Annotated in this window: 15 protein-coding genes and 1 tRNA gene; 7 read left to right on the forward strand and 9 right to left on the reverse strand. The window is 65.2% G+C overall.

Going from position 1 to position 18,577, the window contains the following annotated elements; all coding sequences use genetic code 11:
- Positions 1-193 precede the first annotated feature (193 nt).
- From JQ617_RS33485 to JQ617_RS33495, 3 genes are all read right to left on the reverse strand, one after another.
- On the reverse strand, positions 194-3,496 hold the full coding sequence (locus JQ617_RS33485; RefSeq protein ID WP_212030100.1) for an acetyl-CoA carboxylase family protein: 3,303 nt from the start codon (positions 3,494-3,496) through the stop codon (positions 194-196).
- Between the two features lie 12 nt (positions 3,497-3,508).
- A complete protein-coding gene (locus JQ617_RS33490) occupies positions 3,509-5,230 on the reverse strand; it encodes an AMP-binding protein (protein WP_212030101.1) in 1,722 nt (573 codons plus the stop codon).
- A gap of 164 nt (positions 5,231-5,394) precedes the next feature.
- Complete coding sequence (locus JQ617_RS33495; protein ID WP_212030102.1) at positions 5,395-7,077, reverse strand: methyl-accepting chemotaxis protein; 1,683 nt, start codon at positions 7,075-7,077, stop codon at positions 5,395-5,397.
- A gap of 264 nt (positions 7,078-7,341) precedes the next feature.
- Between JQ617_RS33495 and JQ617_RS33500 the strand changes: the two genes are divergently transcribed.
- Together JQ617_RS33500 and JQ617_RS33505 are read left to right on the forward strand one after the other, a co-directional pair.
- Positions 7,342-7,842, forward strand: coding sequence for a hypothetical protein (locus JQ617_RS33500; protein ID WP_212030103.1), 501 nt, complete (start codon positions 7,342-7,344; stop codon positions 7,840-7,842).
- 11 nt (positions 7,843-7,853) lie between these two features.
- Positions 7,854-8,327 (forward strand): hypothetical protein, encoded by a 474-nt coding sequence (locus JQ617_RS33505; RefSeq protein ID WP_212030104.1) that lies wholly within the window; start codon positions 7,854-7,856, stop codon positions 8,325-8,327.
- Between the two features lie 3 nt (positions 8,328-8,330).
- Here the strand turns inward: JQ617_RS33505 and JQ617_RS33510 are convergent, their stop codons facing one another.
- A complete protein-coding gene (locus tag JQ617_RS33510) occupies positions 8,331-8,930 on the reverse strand; it encodes a TetR/AcrR family transcriptional regulator (RefSeq protein WP_212030105.1) in 600 nt (199 codons plus the stop codon).
- Positions 8,931-9,088: 158 nt separating this feature from the next.
- On the opposite strand from JQ617_RS33510, the gene JQ617_RS33515 reads away from it, so the two are divergent.
- Positions 9,089-9,466, forward strand: a complete 378-nt coding sequence (locus tag JQ617_RS33515) for a tautomerase family protein (protein ID WP_212030106.1) — start codon at positions 9,089-9,091, stop codon at positions 9,464-9,466.
- A gap of 154 nt (positions 9,467-9,620) precedes the next feature.
- On the opposite strand, the gene JQ617_RS33520 is transcribed toward JQ617_RS33515, so the two are convergent.
- Positions 9,621-10,547 carry a CobW family GTP-binding protein gene (locus tag JQ617_RS33520; RefSeq protein ID WP_212030107.1) on the reverse strand — a complete coding sequence of 309 codons (927 nt, stop codon included), beginning with the start codon at positions 10,545-10,547 and terminating at the stop codon, positions 9,621-9,623.
- 3 nt (positions 10,548-10,550) lie between these two features.
- Positions 10,551-12,113 carry an amidohydrolase family protein gene (locus JQ617_RS33525; RefSeq protein WP_502754908.1) on the reverse strand — a complete coding sequence of 521 codons (1,563 nt, stop codon included), beginning with the start codon at positions 12,111-12,113 and terminating at the stop codon, positions 10,551-10,553.
- 1,088 nt (positions 12,114-13,201) lie between these two features.
- Here JQ617_RS33525 and JQ617_RS33530 point away from each other — a divergent pair.
- Positions 13,202-14,056, forward strand: a complete 855-nt coding sequence (locus JQ617_RS33530) for an NACHT domain-containing protein (RefSeq protein ID WP_212030108.1) — start codon at positions 13,202-13,204, stop codon at positions 14,054-14,056.
- Between the two features lie 277 nt (positions 14,057-14,333).
- Positions 14,334-15,359, forward strand: a complete 1,026-nt coding sequence (locus JQ617_RS33535; protein WP_212030109.1) for an alpha/beta hydrolase — start codon at positions 14,334-14,336, stop codon at positions 15,357-15,359.
- A gap of 18 nt (positions 15,360-15,377) precedes the next feature.
- On the opposite strand, the gene JQ617_RS33540 is transcribed toward JQ617_RS33535, so the two are convergent.
- Positions 15,378-16,337 (reverse strand): AraC family transcriptional regulator, encoded by a 960-nt coding sequence (locus tag JQ617_RS33540; protein WP_212030110.1) that lies wholly within the window; start codon positions 16,335-16,337, stop codon positions 15,378-15,380.
- A 130-nt stretch (positions 16,338-16,467) separates the two neighbouring features.
- Between JQ617_RS33540 and JQ617_RS33545 the strand changes: the two genes are divergently transcribed.
- Both JQ617_RS33545 and JQ617_RS33550 read left to right on the forward strand, forming a co-directional pair.
- Complete coding sequence (locus JQ617_RS33545; protein WP_212030111.1) at positions 16,468-17,004, forward strand: carboxymuconolactone decarboxylase family protein; 537 nt, start codon at positions 16,468-16,470, stop codon at positions 17,002-17,004.
- Positions 17,005-17,044: 40 nt separating this feature from the next.
- Positions 17,045-17,551, forward strand: a complete 507-nt coding sequence (locus JQ617_RS33550; protein ID WP_212030112.1) for a YkgB family protein — start codon at positions 17,045-17,047, stop codon at positions 17,549-17,551.
- A gap of 133 nt (positions 17,552-17,684) precedes the next feature.
- Here the strand turns inward: JQ617_RS33550 and JQ617_RS33555 are convergent.
- Both JQ617_RS33555 and JQ617_RS33560 read right to left on the reverse strand, forming a co-directional pair.
- Positions 17,685-17,759: transfer RNA gene (locus JQ617_RS33555), tRNA-Glu, on the reverse strand.
- 148 nt (positions 17,760-17,907) lie between these two features.
- Positions 17,908-18,507, reverse strand: coding sequence for a DUF2846 domain-containing protein (locus JQ617_RS33560; RefSeq protein WP_212030113.1), 600 nt, complete (start codon positions 18,505-18,507; stop codon positions 17,908-17,910).
- Positions 18,508-18,577 lie beyond the last annotated feature (70 nt).

An 18,577-nucleotide genomic window follows, 5' to 3' on the forward strand; every position in this document is an offset into this window, starting at 1 on the left:
CCTGTATTATTGTGCAAAGTCTGGCAGCACGGGCGGGGATGTCAATCGGGAACAGGGAATGCCGAGTGGCGCACCTCTTTCGATTGTCATCCCGGGGCGGCTCGAAGAGCCGAACCCGGGATCTCGAGATTCCGGGTTCGATGCTTCGCATCGCCCCGGAATGACGGAAGGAGCTAGATTTGCTGCACCGCCCTCACCACGTGTCGATGCACGGCCGCTTCTTCTCCGTCCGCGCCGGCGGCTTCGGCACCGAGCGGAGCCCTGCCATGATCCAGCGCCGCGTCTCGGCGGGGTCGATCACGTTGTCGATCTCGAACACCGAGGCGATCGAGACCGCCTTGCCGTTGGCATAGAGCTCGGCGACCTTGTTGCGATAGTAGGTCTCGCGCTCCTCGGGATCGGCGATCGCCTCCATCTCCTTGCGGAAGCCGAGGCGGACATAGCCTTCCAGGCCCATGCCGCCGAACTCGCCGGTCGGCCAGGCCGCGGTAAAGAACGAGGCGTGGAAGCCGCCGCCGATCATCGACTGCGCGCCGAGGCCATAGCCCTTGCGCAGCACGATGCCGAACAGCGGCACGGTGAGGCTCGCACCCGTCACGAACATGCGCGAGACGTGGCGCACGATCGCGGTCTTCTCGGCCTCGGGGCCGACCATGAAGCCGGGCGTGTCGCAGAGCGAGACGATCGGCAGGTCGAAGGCATCGCAAAGCTGCAGGAAGCGCGCGGCCTTGTCGCCGGCATCGGCATCGATGGCGCCGCCGAGATGGCGCGGATTGTTGGCGATCAAGCCGAACGGCTTGCCCTCGATGCGGATCAGCGCGGTGATCATGCCGACGCCGTAGTCGCGGCGCAGCTCCAGCACGCTGTCCCTGTCGGCGACGAGGTCGATCACGCTGCGGATGTCGTAGACGCGCAGGCGGTTCTCCGGGATGGCGCGGCGGAGCAGGCGCTGGTCCGCGGCTTCCCACTCCGTCACCGCGCCCTGGAAGTAGGACAGGTATTTCTGCGCGACTGAGGTCGCCTCCTCCTCGTCGTCGACCAGGATGTCGATGACGCCGTTCGGCGACTGGAACGAGACCGGGCCGACCTCGGCCGGGTGATAGACGCCGAGCCCGCCGCCCTCGATCATGGCCGGGCCGCCCATGCCGATCGAGGCGTTCTGGGTGGCGATGATGACGTCGCAGCAGCCGAGCATCGCGGCGTTGCCGGCGAAGCAATAGCCGGAGACCACGCCCACGACGGGCACGAGACCGGAGAGCCGCGCGAACTGCACGAAGGACGGACCATCGAGGCCGGTCATGCCGAGCCGGTCGGTGTCGCCGGGCCGGCCGCCGCCGCCCTCGGCGTAGAACACCAGCGGCACGCGCCAGTCTTCCGCCAGCGTGAGCATGCGGTCGATCTTCTTGTGGTTCATGTGCCCTTGAGTGCCCGCGAGCACGGTGTAGTCATAGGCTACGACGATGCAGCGCGCGGCCTCGCCGCCGAATTTCTCGGCGTTGACGGTGGCGACGCCCATCACGAGACCATCGGCCGGCGTGTTCTTGATGAGATCGTCGAGCTTGCGCCGGCGCCGCTGCGCCGCGATGGCCAGGCTGCCATATTCCATGAACGAGCCGTCGTCGACGAGCTGGGCGACATTCTCGCGCGCGGTGCGCTGGTTGGTGTTGCGGCGGCGCTCGACCGAGGCGGGGCGGTTTGCGTCGAGCGTGTTGGCCTGACGCGCGATCAGCTCGGCGAGGTCGGGACGGATGTGGTCGAGATCGACATCGGCCTCCGTCGCCGAATGATCGGCCGCAACGTCGAGCGGCTCCAGATACATGATGGGCTCGCCATGCATCAGCGTGACCCCGTCGCCGGCTGCAAGCTTCACGACACGGCCGCCCTGCTCGGCCATGACCAGATGCTCCATCTTCATGGACTCGATCACGGCGAGCTGCTGGCCGGGCCGCACGATCTCGCCCTCCTTCACCTGGATGGTGACGATGGTACCCTGCAGGGGCGCTGCGACCATCACCGTGCCTTCGGGCACGATCTGCGCGACATGCGCTTCCGCATCGTGGCCGCCGCGCTCCGTCGCCGCGAAGTAGAGCGGCTTGGCGGCGCCATCGGCCGCCTCGACCAGCTTGGCGATATTGCGATCGATGAAATCGGTCGCGATGCGGTTGGTCCTGAAATCGGGATGCGCCAGCACGGCCTGCAGGAAGGCGATGTTGGTGACGACGCCGTCGATGCGGAACTCGCGCAGCGCGCGCGAGGCTTTTGCAACGACGTCGTGCCAGGCCTCGCCCGGCGTGTGCACGATGACCTTCGCCAGCAGCGAATCGAAGGCCGCGCTGGTCTTGTAGCCGGCATAGCCAAAGCTATCGACGCGGACGCCGGGCCCCGACGGCGGCTCGAACACGGCGAGCACTCCGCCGGTCGGATGCGTCGCACCCGTCTCGTCCAGCGTTTCCATGTTGACGCGAAGCTGCATGGCGTAGCCGCGCGGCTTCGGGATCTCGCCTTGCGCAAGACCGAGCGAAGCGAGCGAACTGCCGGCGGCGACCGCGAGCTGGGCGCGGACGAGGTCGAGGCCGAGCACCTCTTCCGTCACGGTATGCTCGACCTGGAGCCGCGGATTGGCCTCGATGAAGGCAAAACTGTCGTCCGCCGTTCCGTCGACCAGGAACTCGAAGGTGCCGAGATTGTCGTAAGCCGCGGCCGTTGCAAGCTGCTTCGCCGCTTCGATGATGCGGCCGCGCAGGGGATCGCTCAGCGACGGGCTCGGCGCCACCTCGACCAGCTTCTGGTGCCGGCGCTGGATGGTGCATTCGCGCTCCCAGAGATGGGAGATCGCGCCGTGCTTGTCGCCGATGATCTGCACCTCGATATGGCGCGCCTGGCGGATCAGCCGCTCGGCGTAAACGCCGTCGAAGCCGAACGCCGCCTTGGCCTCGGACTGGCAGCGTGCATAATATTCCGCGAGGTCGGACGCGTTCTCGACCACGCGCATGCCGCGGCCGCCGCCGCCGGCCATCGCCTTGATCACGATCGCCGCATTGCTGCCGAGCGAGGTGAAGAACGCCGTGATCTCCTCGAGGCTCGACGGCCCGCTGGTGCCGGCGATAACAGGTACGCCGCAACGCTTTGCCAACTGCCGGGCCGCGACCTTGTCGCCGAACAATTCGAGCGCGGATGCCTTCGGCCCGACGAAGGTGATGCCCGCATCGGCGCAGGCCTTCGCGAATGCCGCGTTCTCGCTGAGGAAACCGTAGCCGGGATGCACAGCGTCGCAGCCGGCCGCCTTCGCGGCTTTCACGACGGCGTCGATGTCGAGATAGGCGCGTGCGCCGCGTCCCGGGATTTCGACCGCCTCGTCGGCGACACGCACATGCAGCGACAGTGCATCGTCCGCGGGATGGATCGCGACCGTCGTAATGCCGGCATCAGCCGCAGCACGCGCGATGCGGATGGCGATCTCGCCGCGATTGGCAATCAGGAGTCTCTTGAACGACATCGTCTCTCTCACTCAGACGGCAGCGGGCAGATTTGGATCGAGGTCCTGCTTCTTCACCTTGCCGGTCGCCGTGAGCGGCAGGGCTTCGATAATACGCACTTCCGGGACCTTGTAGACGGCCATGCGCTCGGCGCACCAGGCGCGGAGATCCGCCGCGGAGATGGTGCCGACCGCCTCCGGCTTGAGCTGGATATAGGCGACCGGCACCTGCCCCTTGTCCGGATCGTCGCGCCCGACCACGCCCGAGCCCAGCACCTTCGGATGCTGTCCGAGCAGAGCCTCGATCTCCGGCGGAAACACGCTCATGCCTTTGACCTTGAGCATTTCCTTGCGGCGGCCGAGGAAGTGCAGGAAGCCGTCCTTGTCGATGGTGCCGATATCGCCGGTGCGCAACCAGCCGTCGATCAGCGACTCCGCGGTCGCCTCCGGCTTATTCCAGTAGCTCTTGAGCAGCGACGGCGTGCGCACGCGGATCTCGCCTTCTGCGCCGAGCGGCAGCAGCGCGCCGGTCTCGAAATCGGTGATCTTGAACTCGGCGCCGGGGACCGGCAGGCCGACGAAGATCGGCTGGTTGTTGAGATCGAAATCGTCGTCCTGGAAACCTGCCGTGAATGTGTTGGAGGTGTGGGTCTCGGTCATGCCCCAGGCCGCCTCCATCAGGATCGTGCCGGTGAGGTCCTTCCAGCGCCTGCGATAGTCGGCATTCAGCTTCTTGACGAAGGAGACGACGCGGACCTGCTTCAGCGACGACAGGTCGAACTCGCTCCAGCGCGGATGGTCCATCAGCTCGACGGCGCCGTCCACCGGCATTGCGGTGATCGTGACCTTGTATTTGTCGATCGCAGCCATCGCGCCGACGGCGTCCCAGCGCGCCAGCAGCACCAGCGTCGCGCCGGAGAACAACGGAAAGATCAGGCCGAAATTCTCGCCCGCGATCCAGAACTCCGGAAAGAACGACAGGAACACACTGCTCTCGTCCGACAGCACCGAGATGCCGTAATTCGCCGCAGCCGTATAGACCATGTCGCGATGGGTATGGACGCAGCCCTTGGGCATGCCTGTGGTGCCGCCGGTGTAGTTGAGCGCGGCGACGTCGTCGAGGCCGGGCGGCGGCAGCGGCGTCGGCGCGGACAACGCAGCAAGCGCCGGCAGCAGGTCGGTCGCACCCGACACGGCGATGCGCGGGGTGCGGATCGAGTCAGGCGTGGGGAAGGCCGGCGCGGAGGGCACCACATCGGCAAAGCTGGTGACGATGATCTCGCGCAGCCGCACCTCGCCCTTCACCTGCTCGACGACGGGGATGAGCTGGTCCAGCGCCACGATCACCTCCGCCTGGGTGTCGTTGAGCTCGTAGGACAATTCGAACGCGCGCGAGAGCGGGCTCACGGGAACGTGGACGGCCCCCAGCTTCAGGATGCCGAAGAACACGATGTGGAATTGCGGACAGTTCGGCAGGAAGACGGCGACACGATCGCCCTTGCGCACGCCCTTCGCCGCGAGCAGCGCGGCAAAGCGGTCGCTCTGCCGATCGAGCTCGGCATAGGTCGTCACGTGCCCGTAGAAGATCACCGCGGGACGATCCGGGCTCTGCTTCGCCCAGGCGCGCAGATATTCCGTCAGGGGAACCTCGCCGTGCAGATAGTTCGGCGAGCGCGGCATGCCCTTCGGCCAGGCCTTGTCCCACAGGCCCCGCAAGGTGGCGAGATAGTCCTGCTCGTTGAGACCTGGGGTCATGGCGTCCGTCCCGTGCTGCTTGTTCTTTTCGCAACGGCACGCAACGTGTCGTCACTCGACATCGTTACACGTCGAGCACGGCAGACTTCATGTCAAGGAAAACAGTTTTCCGCATCACGGCCGATGCCGCGACGCGGAAAAAGGTAATCGTACAGCGCTTTGCGTTACGCCGCCCGCACGCCGGCAACGAAGGTGCTGACCTCGTCCTGGAGCGATTGCAGCTTCTTCGTCAGACGCCCGCTCGATTGCAGCACGAGGCCGGCGGCCTGGCCGGTCTCCGCCGTCGCGTCGGTGACGCCGGAGATATTCTGCGAGACCTGGTCGGTGCCGGAGGCCGCCTCCTGCACGCTGTGCGCGATCGCCTGCGTCGCGGCGCCCTGCTCCTCGACCGCGGCTGCGATCGAGGACGAGATCTCGTTGACCTCCATGATGGTCTTGCGGATACTCTCGATGTTGCCGACGACCTGGTTGGTCTCGCCCTGGATCGCGGTGATCTGCGCGCCGATCTCGTCGGTCGCCTTCGCGGTCTGGCTCGCCAGCGACTTCACTTCGCTCGCGACCACTGCAAAGCCCTTGCCGGCCTCGCCCGCGCGCGCCGCCTCGATGGTGGCGTTGAGCGCGAGCAGATTGGTCTGCGAGGCGATCTGGTTGATGAGGTCGATGACCTCGCCGATCTTGTGCGCGGCGGCGGCGAGGCCCTGCACGGTGTCGTTGGTGCGCTGGCCGTCGGCAGCGGCCTTGTCGGCCACGGAAGCGGCCTGCGCGACGCGCTGGCTGATCTCGGTGATCGAGGACGACAGCTGGCCGGCGGCGGAGGCCACCGTCTGCACGTTGCTCGAGGCCTGCTGGCAGGCGGTCGCGACGAAGCTGGCGCGATCGGTCGCCTTGTTTGCGGTTTCCGACATGCCTTGCGCGGCCTGCTGCATCTCGCGTGCCTCGTTGAAGACGTCGCGGACCACGGCCTGGACGCTCGCCTCGAACTTGCCGGCGAGATCGGCCATGGTCTTGCGCTTCTCGTCGTCGGCGCGCTGCTTGGCTTCCTGCTGCTCGGCGTGCATCCGGCCCACCGCTGCCGCGTTGTCCTTGAACACGGCGAGCGCCTTGGCCAGGCCGCCGACCTCGTTGTTGCGATCGGTGTAGGGAACCTCGAAGGCGCTGTCGCCGGCGGCGAGGCGCTCGGTCAGCGCGGTGATTTTTGCCAGCGGCTTCGTGACGCTGCGGCCGATGACGAAGGACGCCGCCAGCACCAGCACCAGCACCGCGAGGCAGACCAGCCCAAACGTCATCGCGTCCTGGCGGAAGACGGCATCGACGTCGTCGAGATAGATGCCGGTGCCGATGATCCAGCCCCAGGGCGCGAAGCCCTTCACATAGGAGATTTTCCCGACCGGCTGGTCAAAGCCGGGCTTCGGCCAGAGGTAGCTGTAGAAGCCCGCGCCCTGCTTGCTGACGACGTCGACGAAGCCCATGAACAGTGCATTGCCGGTGGGATCCTTCATCCCCGACAGGTCCTTGCCGTCGAGCTCCGGCTTGATCGGGTGCATGACCATCTTGGGGGTCATGTCGTTGATCCAGAAATACTCGACCTTGTCGTAGCGGAGGCTCTTGAGCTGCGCCATCGCGGCGGCCTGCGCCTGCTCGCGTGGGAGTTTTCCTTCGCTCTCGAGCTTCTGGTAGTGGGCCAGGATACCGTAGCCGACATCGACCATGTGCTGCGTCTTGGCCTGGCGGTCGGCGATCATCTGCGCGCGCAGTGTCGAGAGCGCGATCGGCGCCAGTGCGATCATGCCGAGAAGGCTGATGCCGACAATCAGGACCAGCTTGAAACTGATGCGGGAGAAAATCATCGAAGCTCACATGATGGGGCAATAGTGGTATGCCAACTTATCCCGAAGGCCTTAGCAAAGCTTTAAGCATTCGGGTTCCGTAAGAGCCCGCCGGACAGGGATTCGCGGCCACACCGAGGTACGGCTGTTTAGATCTAGAAGACCTCGATATCGGGCCTCCCGGCGTTGACTTGGCGGAGCCTCTGGCCGAACGATCCGTGCAGACGTCAGCGTCATCCGCGGCGCGAGCGCAGCCGAGGACGGCAGCCAAGGACGAGAGGCTCCATGCATCGATCGACATCCACGCCGGCCCTCGACGTGCCCGCGCTGTGCGCGGCGGAGCGGCTCTTCATCTGGGGATTTCGCGCCAAGGCGCGGCGCGGGAGCGCCGTGCCGACCGCCGCCGACATCCAGCAGGTGTATGACCATTTTCGCGTCGGCGACGCCGTGCCATCGCTGGAATCCATCATCGAGATCTTCGCCTGTACGGCGCACACGGCCATCGAAGTGCACTGCCCCACCTGCCCGCGCATGTCGGAGAGCGAGTGCGGAATCCTGCGGGCGATTGCTGCCGCGCAGAAGGAGCGCGACGATGTCGCGCGCGAACAGTTCGAGTGCTGGCTGCCGCCGGTGGGGGCGGATTGGGCGCTGGCGCCGGTGCGCGGGCTCGCGACGATCTTCCGCATGGCGGGTCTCGTCATGCCCGACCGGCACGTTCGCACTTTCGACCAGGACCAGATCATGGCGATGAAGAGCTGGTTCGTGGGCAGCCCCACATTGCATTGACGGGATCGTCCATGATGCAGGCTGCTCGCGCTTCTGTGCCGGTCCCGGATGCGGACCTGCCGCGACTCTGTCCACTTCAGACTGCGCTTTGCGCGCGCCCGAGCGTCGAAAGCTACGATCAATTCTCCCGCGTCGCGCTATCGTTGCTCCGCTTCATCGGAGCTGCTTACGCGACCGGCGCATCCGACTGCTGGGAGGCGGCCTATCGCTTCGCCGACGAAGCGCCCGGCATCGCCGACAGTCCGCTGCTGGTCGCGCGCGCCGCGGCGCTGGTCAGACTCCTGCGGAGCGGGCGGCCCTGCGAGCTGTGCTTCATGCCGCCGTCGTGCCGGCGCCTCTCGAAGGACGAGGCCGAGCTGATGCAGTGGCTGGCGGTGGCACGCAGCGCGCAGCCCGGCGACCTCAAATCCGTTGTCTGCCGCTTCGTCGGTGCGGGCAAAGAGGACGCGACGACGCAGGCTGTCAGTGCGCTGGCCTGCTGCTGAGACCTAGCCTCCCTTCTTGTCGAGCACGAGATCGATGGTGTGGCTCGCGATCTTGCGCAGCTGCGTTTCGTCGCCATAGGCGCGCTCGAGCACGGCGAGGCCACGCGTCACCGTGATGATGTGCAGCGCTGTGCTTGCGGGATTGCCGTGGAATTCGCCGCGCTTCGCGGCCGCTGTCAGCGTGTCCTGAACCAGCGCGGTGATGCGCGAGACGAGGCTGGCGAAAGCCTCGCGCGCGTCTTCATCGAGCCCTTCGCCTTCCGCTGCGCCAAGCTCCATCAGGCCGCGCGTGGTCGGGCAGCCCCGCGGCGGCGAGCCGGAACGGAAGTTAGTGATGGTGAGGTCGAGGAACGCGGTGAGCCGTTTGCGCAGGCTGCCTGTTCCGAGCGCTTTTTGCAGGGCGAGGAGATAGTCGCCGGCGTAGCGCTCATAGGCCTGCAGGAACAGGGCTTCCTTGCTGCCGAACGCATTGTAGAGGCTGCCGCGCTGCACCCCGGCGTCGCGCGCGATGTCCGACAGCGAGGTGCCACGCACGCCCTTGCGCCAGAACTGGTCGAACGCGATGCGCAGGACATCGTCATGGTCGAACTCGCGCGGCCTCAAATGCTGCTCCCATAGTATTTGACACACCGTCAAGAATGTGTTTTCTCGACATCGTGTCAAAAACAAATTGGGATTGATATCCCGTTTCGTCAACAGGCCAGCGGCCGGCGCGGATGATGCGCCTGGCCGGCCGGGCGCGCATGCACAGGGATCAGCTCATGCCTCTGCTTCACATCTCGATGCGCGCCGGGAAGCCGGACGCCTACCGGCAGGCGATCCTCGACGGTCTCTACCGTGCCATGCGCGAGGCGCTGAACGTGCCCGAAGGGGACGAGTTCATGACCATCAGCGAGCTTGCGCCCGCCAACTTCCGCTGCGGCAACGCCTACGGCGTCAACCGCAGCGAGGATGCCGTGCTGATCCAGATCACCGTGTTCGCCTCGCGTACTCCCGAGCAGAAGAAGGAGCTGTACCGGCGGATCGCCGAGTTGCTCGGCGACAATCCAGGCATCCGGCCCGAAGACGTGTTCGTCAACGTGCTCGATGCCCCCGCGGAGAACTGGTCGGTCGGCCACGGCATCGCGCAATTTGCTTGATGCCGTGACCTGACTGGATTTGCCCGAGCTTACGGACACGTGTCCCAGAAGCCCTGGGTTCGCGTGAAGTCGGTGTAGTACCAGCACAGGTTCGATGCCGGCGGCTATCCGGCGGCAATGCTGCACTTCGTGCAGCGCGCATCGATGACACACGCTATTCACGCGCAACGCATGCGTCCATGATCCCGTCGAGTTCGGTCTGCGAGAGCACGCCGAGTTCGGCGATGAAGACGATCCGCGTTCGTGGCACGTCTGCTGCGGGCGCTTCGCCCGGCGCCAGCGTGGCGCGGCCGCCGGCGAATTGAAACACCATCTGGCGGCCGGGCTGCTCGATGGTCTCGAACAGACCCTTTGCCCGCGCCAGCTTTGGCGCAAGCTTGCCGATGGCCTGCTGCAGGCGCGGCAGCGAGATCCGCTGCTCGGACGTCCAGCTCAGCGTCTCGAAGCGCTCTTCCGACGGCCGCTTCGGCCCCGGGTCACGCGCGGGCGCGCGATCGGCGGTCGCGGGAAACAGCAGGGCCGAAGGAATCTCGCCGTGCTTCGCCTCGACCACGACCGCGGGAACGCGCTGGGCACGAATGGCTTCACGCATCCGCACGCCGGCGCCCTCGCCCGCCAGATCGAGCTTGCTCAGCGCCACGATATCGGCGACGCGCAATTGCGATCGCAGCAGCGCATCGTCGAGCGCGGCCGGCGGCGTGCCCGCGTCCATCACGCAGAGCACCGTCTCCAGCGGCGCCTCGCGCAGGATCACCGGATCCATCAAATTGCGCACGATGTCGGAGGGATCGGCGACGCCGCTGGTCTCGATGACGATGTATTCGGGCCTTGGATCACGCCGCAGCAGCGTGGACAGCGTGCGCAGCAGATCGCCTTCGAGCGAGCAGCAGATGCAGCCATTGGCGAGACTTACCACGCCGTCGCTGGCACCCGCGATCAGCTCCGCATCGATGTTGATCGCACCGAAATCGTTGACCACGGCGGCGATCCGCCGCCCGTCCGCATGCGCGAGCAGATGGTTCACGACCGTGGTCTTGCCGGCCCCGAGGAAACCCGTCACCAGGAGGACCGGGACCGGCATGGATCAGCCCCCGACGACGGGGCGGCGCACCGGCTTTCCGGGCCGCGCCGCGACATCCAGCACGCCGTCGCTGATCAGCACCTGGCCGCTGACGACGAGATGCCGCACGCCTTCGGAGGGGCGGTTCATTGCCGTGAAGGTGGCGCGGTCGGAAAGCTTCTCGTAGTCGAACACCACGATGTCAGCATCCGCGTCCTTGGCGAGCCGGCCCTTGGCGCGCATCGCGGGCGTGCTCTGCGACAGGATTTCGGCCGGGATCAGCGCGCATTTGCGCACGCCCTCGAGCAGGGACACGGCCTTGCGTTCGCGCACCCATTCGCGGATGAATTTCGTGAAGCAGCCGGCCGAGCGCGGATGCGAGGTGGCATCGTCAGGCAGCGGCCAGGCATCGCCGGTGTAGGTCTTGCCGTCCGACGTTGTCCACGGCATCGCGTCGGATGCTATGGCGCCGCCGGGATACAGCACCGACATGTCGAGCAGGTCGCGGTGATGTGCATTGTGCTCGGTGTCGAGGATGTGCCAGAGCACCAGCGAGGACGGCTCTTCCGCCTGCGCCTTCAGGAGCTCCTCGCGGTCGTGGAAGCGATAGCCGTCGGTCACGCGCTGCACGGAATCATAGCCGGTGCCATTGCGCTCGACGAATTGGGGATCGCTGAAGAACGCCGCGGCCAGCACGGTCGAGCCGGTGCCGTAGGGATAAGCCTCGACCGTGATCGGCAGGCCCTGCGCCTGCGCCTTCTCGATCAGCACGCGGCAACGCTCGATGTCGGTCTTGCTCGACGAGTTGAAATGGCAGATGTGCATGTGCGCGCCGGTGGCGCCGGCATAGCCGATCAGGCGGATATAGGCTTCGACCGCGCTCTCGGGGTCGATGCGCGACATGAAGGCGACGTGGGTGAAGGTCGGCACGTCCTGTTTGGCTGCGAGCTGGCAGACCGCGGTCAGCTCCTGCACGCCGGCGCCCGGCGCGTAGGCGTTCAGGATGCCGATGCCGATGCCGCCCTCGTTGAGGCCGCGCGAAAGACGCTCGAGAATGCCCGAGACTTCCGCATCGGTCGCGACATTGTCCATCCAGCGGCGGTCGCGCATGGCGTTGCCGAACGCCTCGAGCGAGCTCTCGGCATTGGAGCCCGTCATCGCGCCGATGCGCGCGAAGGCCCAGTTGGTGGCGGCGCCGTAATTCAGCACGCGCCCCTTGCGCGCCTGGCGCTCGTACCAGGAGCCGACCGGGAGCACGCCGGCCTCGAGATCGAGCGTCGTCGTCACGCCGTCGAACGCCTGCATGCGGTCGGCCGGGATCGACTGGCCGTGGGCGTGCAGATCGATGAAGCCGGGTGCGACCACGAGGCCGGTGGCGTCGATCACCCGCTCGGCGCCGCCAAGACCCGTGCCGACGGCCGCGATCCTGCCGTCCACCACCGCCACGTCGCCGACGGCGTCCATCCCGCTCGCGGGATCCACCACCCGACCGCCAGAGATCACCAAACCGCTCATCTCGTCACTCCGAAAAGCTATTGCAAATGACCTCCGAAGACCCGGCAGCAGCTCCGGAGGCGCGGGGCGCATAGTGCAGATTTTGGCGGGAACGACCACCACCACGGATGCCGATGCTGCATGCTTGCATGTGAGGCCGCGAGCGCAGGGAGTGTGTGGGGATCGACGCGCAACATATTGGCATGCGCGCGCATCCTCGCGGCATGATCTGCCCGAGCCTTGCTTCGCTTCACACCCTCGGAAGAAAGGGCGCAGGGAAGACCGGGCGCCGGCTGGCACCCACAAAACCCCTGCGCTGAACGAATGCACACGCAATGCACAGGGGAGACACAGGGCAGCCGAGACCAGGCCTTCCCTGCGCGATGGTTTGACGGCCTATGCCGCGCTCTCCCGGGAGCCGAGTTCCTTCTGGCCTCCCTCGCCTCCGCGAAAATCACGCCACCGCGCCGGTTGACGCGCGTGACGCCTTCGCGAGGGCTTGACCGTAGCAACGACGGCCAGGACCACACGGTTTCGCCGTACGCAGGCTTTCTCGCATCGCCCCAGGGCTCCCTGGCCCGAGGGCTTCGCAAGACATTGAGCGCCGTCCGTCTTCGCAAGTGCCGTCATGCTCACGAGGTTCATCTCGCCCTGCACGCAACAAGCCCGCCTTCAACGCCGCCCGCGTCCACCGCAACTCCCGACCCGCGCTCGAAACGACGTACGACCGCCCCTTTGGTGGGCTGGGATGGGCGAGACATACGACAAATCCGAATTTCGGTAAAGTGGAATATTTTTACCAGGGGGACTTGACGACGAAATCGATTGTCCGAAACGCCAATGAAAGTCTGATCTCGCCAAAACGCTTCTTCGCTGTGCGTCGAGACCTAGCCCTGAATTTGTTCTCCACCAGGAACAGGGCCTTACGCCCAAAGATTAGTTGGCAATCAAAGGGCCGCGACATATTGGTCGAGCGGCAGCATCTTATCATCTGATAGTTGCAAGGGGGCATGATGAAATCGCGGCACTTCCACCTTTGGCAGCGGCAATGGCGTCAGTTGGGCGCAGAGCTTAAGCGATCCGGGAATCAGGACGCAGGTGTAAGCCTCCCATCCCTCAGAGATGTCCCTTGTCTAGTGTTACTTGGAGCACCAGGTCTCGGCAAGTCGAGCGAGATTCGGTTGGAGGCACAGAACACTCTCGCGAGCGGTGAACTCGCAGATATCATCTCGCTGGGCCGCATCACAGGAATAGTCGCAATCTCAGAAATAGCCGGAGGCTACGAGCCAGCTCCCAGCGGAACCTTCCAGGTCGGGGACGTCGAGCTTCATCAAACATTACTGTCACCACTTTTTACCCGAGTCACTGATTCTCTCTTCGCGTGGAGCCATCAGACCTTCGCCGAATTTCTCGCTGCCTACTACCTGATCGAGCGCGGCCTCGCCCCTCAGAATATCCTGGAGTTTCTACGTTCCTCAGAAGATCGACGGATTCCTCCCCAATTGCACGAGGTTTCCGCCTGGCTTGCGAGCATGGACGATACTTTGTTCAACACGCTTGCCGAAACTGACCCAGATATTCTTCTTCGCAGCGACGTCGCATCAGCATCACCACAAGCACGAGAAGCGCTGGTGAACGGCCTCCTACTACGGTTTGATCGCGCTGAACTGCATGATTTTAACACGCAAGATAGATTTCGATATGATCGCCTTGATCATCCTAAACTCGGCGAGCAACTCCTTCCGTACATTCTCGACTCACAAAAGAATGTAGTTGTTCGTCGATTTGCGATCGATATCGCAGAAGAGAACGGCGGAGTAGGAATTGAAGATAAGGGCGGGCTGATTTCAGCTTTTAGTTGTGAGGTGGATTCTGCCGTTTCGAAATGGCAACGAGAAGACTACGAAAGAAAGCAGTCCAAGCTGGCTAAGGCAGAGAATGCCGCTCGAAAGCTTTCGCAGCAGATGGAAGAACTGTTGCTGGGTGGCTCGTCAGCGAAGCAAGACGTTCCAGCTGAGAGGAGCGCTACTCACTGACCTTAGGAAATTGCTTAATCGGATCGACGTTGCGCTACCGCCCTTAGGGCGTACGGTTTCATAGTCGCTCAGGAAGACGCTGCTCCCTTCATGCTCGATCCAACAGCCGAAGCCGTATGAGAGCGATCTGATCTGTTCTCGTTGGGCCGACGCGGCGAACGCGAGTGCCACGACTTGGAACCGACCGCAAAGCCGCCGCCGCCGTGTTCTCGCCCCCATTGTCATTCAGGGAGACGGCGGGGCGGCGTTACGGTGGGCAAGTTCCCTGGGGTTCCCTGTGATCGTCCGACGTCTTCAGCAACCTTACTCCCGTCATTCCGTTTCGCGCCGCGCTCTCCTCGGCGGATTTGTGTCGGCGGGAAGCGCCCTCGCGCTCGGCGGATGCACCGGCCTGGGTGCGACCGGCGCGCGCTACGACGCCTCGTCGCTCTCCGCCGATCCCACAGTGCTTGTCACCACCACGCGCAAGCCCGTGGGCGGCGGCCGCACCAAACCATGGTTCGGGCCGGAGCGCGCGACGAGCATGACGGTCGCGCGGGCGAGGCTGGTGGCTCCGGACGAGAGCCGTCTTTCGCTCGCCTCAGTCGGCCTCGGCGATTGGCGTCTCGACCGGATCGAACCGGTGTCGGCTGATTCCGGCGATCTCGCCGCGCAGGCCGGCGCAGGCGACGTGCTGATCTACGTGCACGGCTTCAAGCAGACATTCGAGACGGCGGTGCTGGATGCCGCCCATCTTTCCGACGGGATCAGGTTCCGCGGCCGGACCATGGTGTTCTCCTGGCCCTCCAAGGCGGGATTTTTCGACTATGCCTATGACCGCGACAGCGCGATGTGGTCTCGCGACGATTTCGAGCGCGTGCTCTCCGCGCTGGTGTCGGCGCCGAGCGGCGGCCGCGTCAACATCGTCGCGCACAGCATGGGAACCATGCTGACGCTCGAAAGCCTGCGCCAGCTCTACGCGCGATACGGCGACACGGTCACGGGCAGGATCGGCGCGGTCGTGTTTGCCGCGCCCGATATCGACATGGACGTGTTCTCGTCGGCGATCCAGCGCATCGGCCCGCTCGCCGGCAAGATCACCGTGATCGCCGCGACGAACGATCGTGCCCTCGCGCTGTCCGGCCAGATCGCCGGCGGAATGACCAGGGTTGGCGCGGCCGAGAAAGCCGCCATCGCGCGGCTCGGCGTGCGCGTGGTCGATGCCTCGCAGGAAGGCTGGGGCATCATCAACCACGATCTGTTTCTGTCGAACGCGGAAGTGCAGCGGGTGATCCGCCGCTCGATCGACGGCACGACGGCGTGAGCGAGCGGCTGCAAGGCGTCAGCCGGACACATTCTCCGACGATCTCGCCGCGGCGGCCTCGGCTTTTCGCCACTGTGCCGGCGTGATGCCCATGTGGCTCTTGAAGGCGCGCTGGAACGCCGCTTCGGATTGATAGCCGACAGCTTCCGCGACGGCGCCGGTCGAAAGCGATGATGCCCTCAGTTCGTTCGCCGCGCGCGCCATCCTTATATCGGTGAGGAGATCGGCGGCCGAGCGGCCGAGCTTCTCCTGGAATTGCCGCGCGAGCGTCGCGCGCGACATGCCGCACAGACGCGCCAGCTCGGGCAGCGACCATGCACGCGCCGGCTCGTTGAAAAGAGCCGCCATCGCCGGCGCGAGGCGCGGATGACCGGCGAGCGCGAGCAGACCGCGCGGCGCATCGCCGGTAAGGCTGGCGAGCCGCAAGACCAGCGCGAACATCGCACTCGAGAGCGCGTTCAGCATCGCGCGGCCGCCGAGACGATCGCCTGTGGACTCGCCACGCATAAGCGCAACGAGACCGGCGAGTTGCCTTGCCGTGTCGTCGTCGCCGGCATCGTCACCCGCATGCACGACGAGACGCGGCGGGAGATAGCTGCGCAGGAGGCGGTCGTGCGGCGGCGCGATGGCGAAATGTCCGCACAGCAGATCGAGCCGGTCGCCCGCGCCGGGATTTTCGCTGATGGTGAAATTGAGGACCGCGCGGTTCTGCGCCGGTTGCGGCGCGGCCCCGCTGCCGTCGTGCATGACGTGACGGGGATTGGCGGGAAGCAGCAGGATGTCGCCGGCTTTGAGCCGCAGCGGCCGGCCTCCAGCCGGATCGTCCAGCATCGCCGAGCCGGCAAGCACGGCGTGATAGGGGATTTCGTTGGCCGCACCCGGTCCCTGGTCGATGCGCCAGGGCGTGCCGTAGGAGCAGCGCAGATCGAGGCGCCCGCGCACCGGCATCATCTCGAACAACCGGCTCAGCCAGTCCACGGCGCTCCTCCACGATCTCTATATGAGACGATTGAGCATATAATCGAGAAATACAGGCATTAATAGTATCAATCGCCGATCCTATTGTCACTCCGCGATCGTTCATCACCCGAACCGAGGAGTGCCCACAATGTCCCGTCTTTCCGTTCCCAGTCTCGACTCCGCAACCGGCGCGACTGCCGAGGTCTATGGCCAGATCAAGAAGGCGATCGGCAGCGTGCCGAACACCTTCGCCGCGATCGGTGCCCATGGGCCGGACGCGCTCAAGGCCATCCTGCTCGCCGACAGCGTGCTCGCTTCGGGCTCGCTCTCCAAGCGGGACCAGGAAACCATCAAGCTGGTTATCTCCGGGGTCGCCGGTTGCGACTACTGCGTGGCCGCGCACAGCCTGCTCGGCAAGCTCGCGGGCCTGAAGCCCGAGCAGCTGAAGCAGATCCGGGAAGACCAGCCGACCGGCGACGACAAGCGCGATGCGCTGATCCGCTTCGTCCGCACGCTCGCGCAGTCCAGCGGCACCGTCAGCGACGCGGATTTCGCCGCGATCAAGGCCGCCGGCTACACCGACGCGCAGCTCGTCGAGATCAGCCTGGCCTTCGCGACCACCGTCTTCACCAACGTCTTCAACCGCATCAACGACACCGAGATCGACTTCCCCGCGATCGCGTGAAGCGACCGCAAGTCAGATCTTGCATGAAAGGATCACGACCATGAGCGCAATTGCCAGCACCACACACAATCCGCTTGTCCGCGCGCTGCAGAAGTCCGGCCTGCTCGCGGAGGACCTCGACTACCATTTCGTGCGAGCGTCGATGGTGATCATGTTTCTCTTCTTCGGCTACCAGAAGTGGTTTCCGTACGAGTTCGAGAGGCTGGTCCCGTTCATCAGCAACGGGCCGCTAATCTGGTGGCTCTATCCCGTCTTTGGCCACGCCGGCGCCAGCTATTTCCTCGGCGTGTCCGAGTGGACCTTCGGGACACTGCTGTTCGCCGGCTTCTGGAACAGGCCGCTCGGCATTCTCGGCGCGCTGGGCTCAACCGGCACCTTCATCGCCACGGTCACCATCATTCCCTTCATGCCGGACGGCTGGGACGTCGCAGCCGGAGGCTTCCCCGCGATGACGGGCAACGTGCCCTTCCTGATGAAGGACGTCGTTCTGCTGGCGGTGTCGTTCTATCTGCTGAGGCAGGACGTGGTGAGGCTGATCCGGCAATGACGCCAGGATCGATAGGCCATCCAAGCATCGCCGGCGAGCGTCGCGCTTGCCGGCGACGGTCTAATCCTTGCGAAATCTGCAGCGTTGAGTTGGCCGCAACCAACCGGAAATCACAGCGCTTTTTGAAAGCCGCTGGCGCTCCCTAGGGGAATCGAACCCCTGTTTCAGCCTTGAGAGGGCCGCGTCCTAACCGCTAGACGAAGGGAGCGTGAGGGACAGGACATAGCCGCGAATTTTGCCCACGGCAAGCCTCGATGGGGTGCGAAAATCCCGGATATTCACGATGAGTGCGGTTCAGGCTTAACGGCGCGACGGCCTTGTCGGGTGCGCGCGCCCCGCAAAACCGCCGGGAACACTCACGGCGTCTTCAGTTTCTCGATCGCGGCGGCACCGGCGGCAGGCTCAAACCGGAACAGGCCGGCGCCGGCGAAAGAGGCCTTGAAGGGCGATGACGAGCGGATCTGCTCGCCGCTGCTGCCCGCGATAGCCTGGTTGAGCAGGTCCTGCACGGGGGCGCCGCCGCGCCGGGTGCCGACGCCGAAGTAATAGGTCTTGCCGGCCTCGATCGGGACTTCGATCTCATAATCCGCCATCGCCAGCTTCATGTGGGTGGCGATCTTGGTGAGGCCGGGCGGCCGGTCGACGACGAAGAACGTCCCCATCTCGACCTTTCCGGCGGACTTGCCGTCGATCAGAATCTCGGTGGAGGCGGCGAGCCCGCCCATCGCGCCCAAAATGCCCTTCTCGCGCAGGAAATAGAGCCGCGCGTTGCGCGAGCCTGCCGGCTTGGCCTTGGCCTGTGCTGCGGGTTGCTTGGCCGGCGCCGCGAGTCCGGCCTGTTTGACGGGAGCGGCCGCGAGCTGCTTGGCCGGCTCTGCAAGCGCCGCAAATCCAGCACAGCCGAACGTTCCGACGACGGCTATCATCGCGACGACGAGTGACTTGATGCGCCCCATTCCCGGTCCCGGCTCAACTTCCCCTGCAAAAGCTAAATCAGAAGTTGCGCGGCAAGACAACGCAGAGACA

It is taken from the genome of Bradyrhizobium sp. KB893862 SZCCT0404 (genome assembly GCF_018130885.1).
GTDB lineage: Bacteria > Pseudomonadota > Alphaproteobacteria > Rhizobiales > Xanthobacteraceae > Bradyrhizobium > Bradyrhizobium stylosanthis.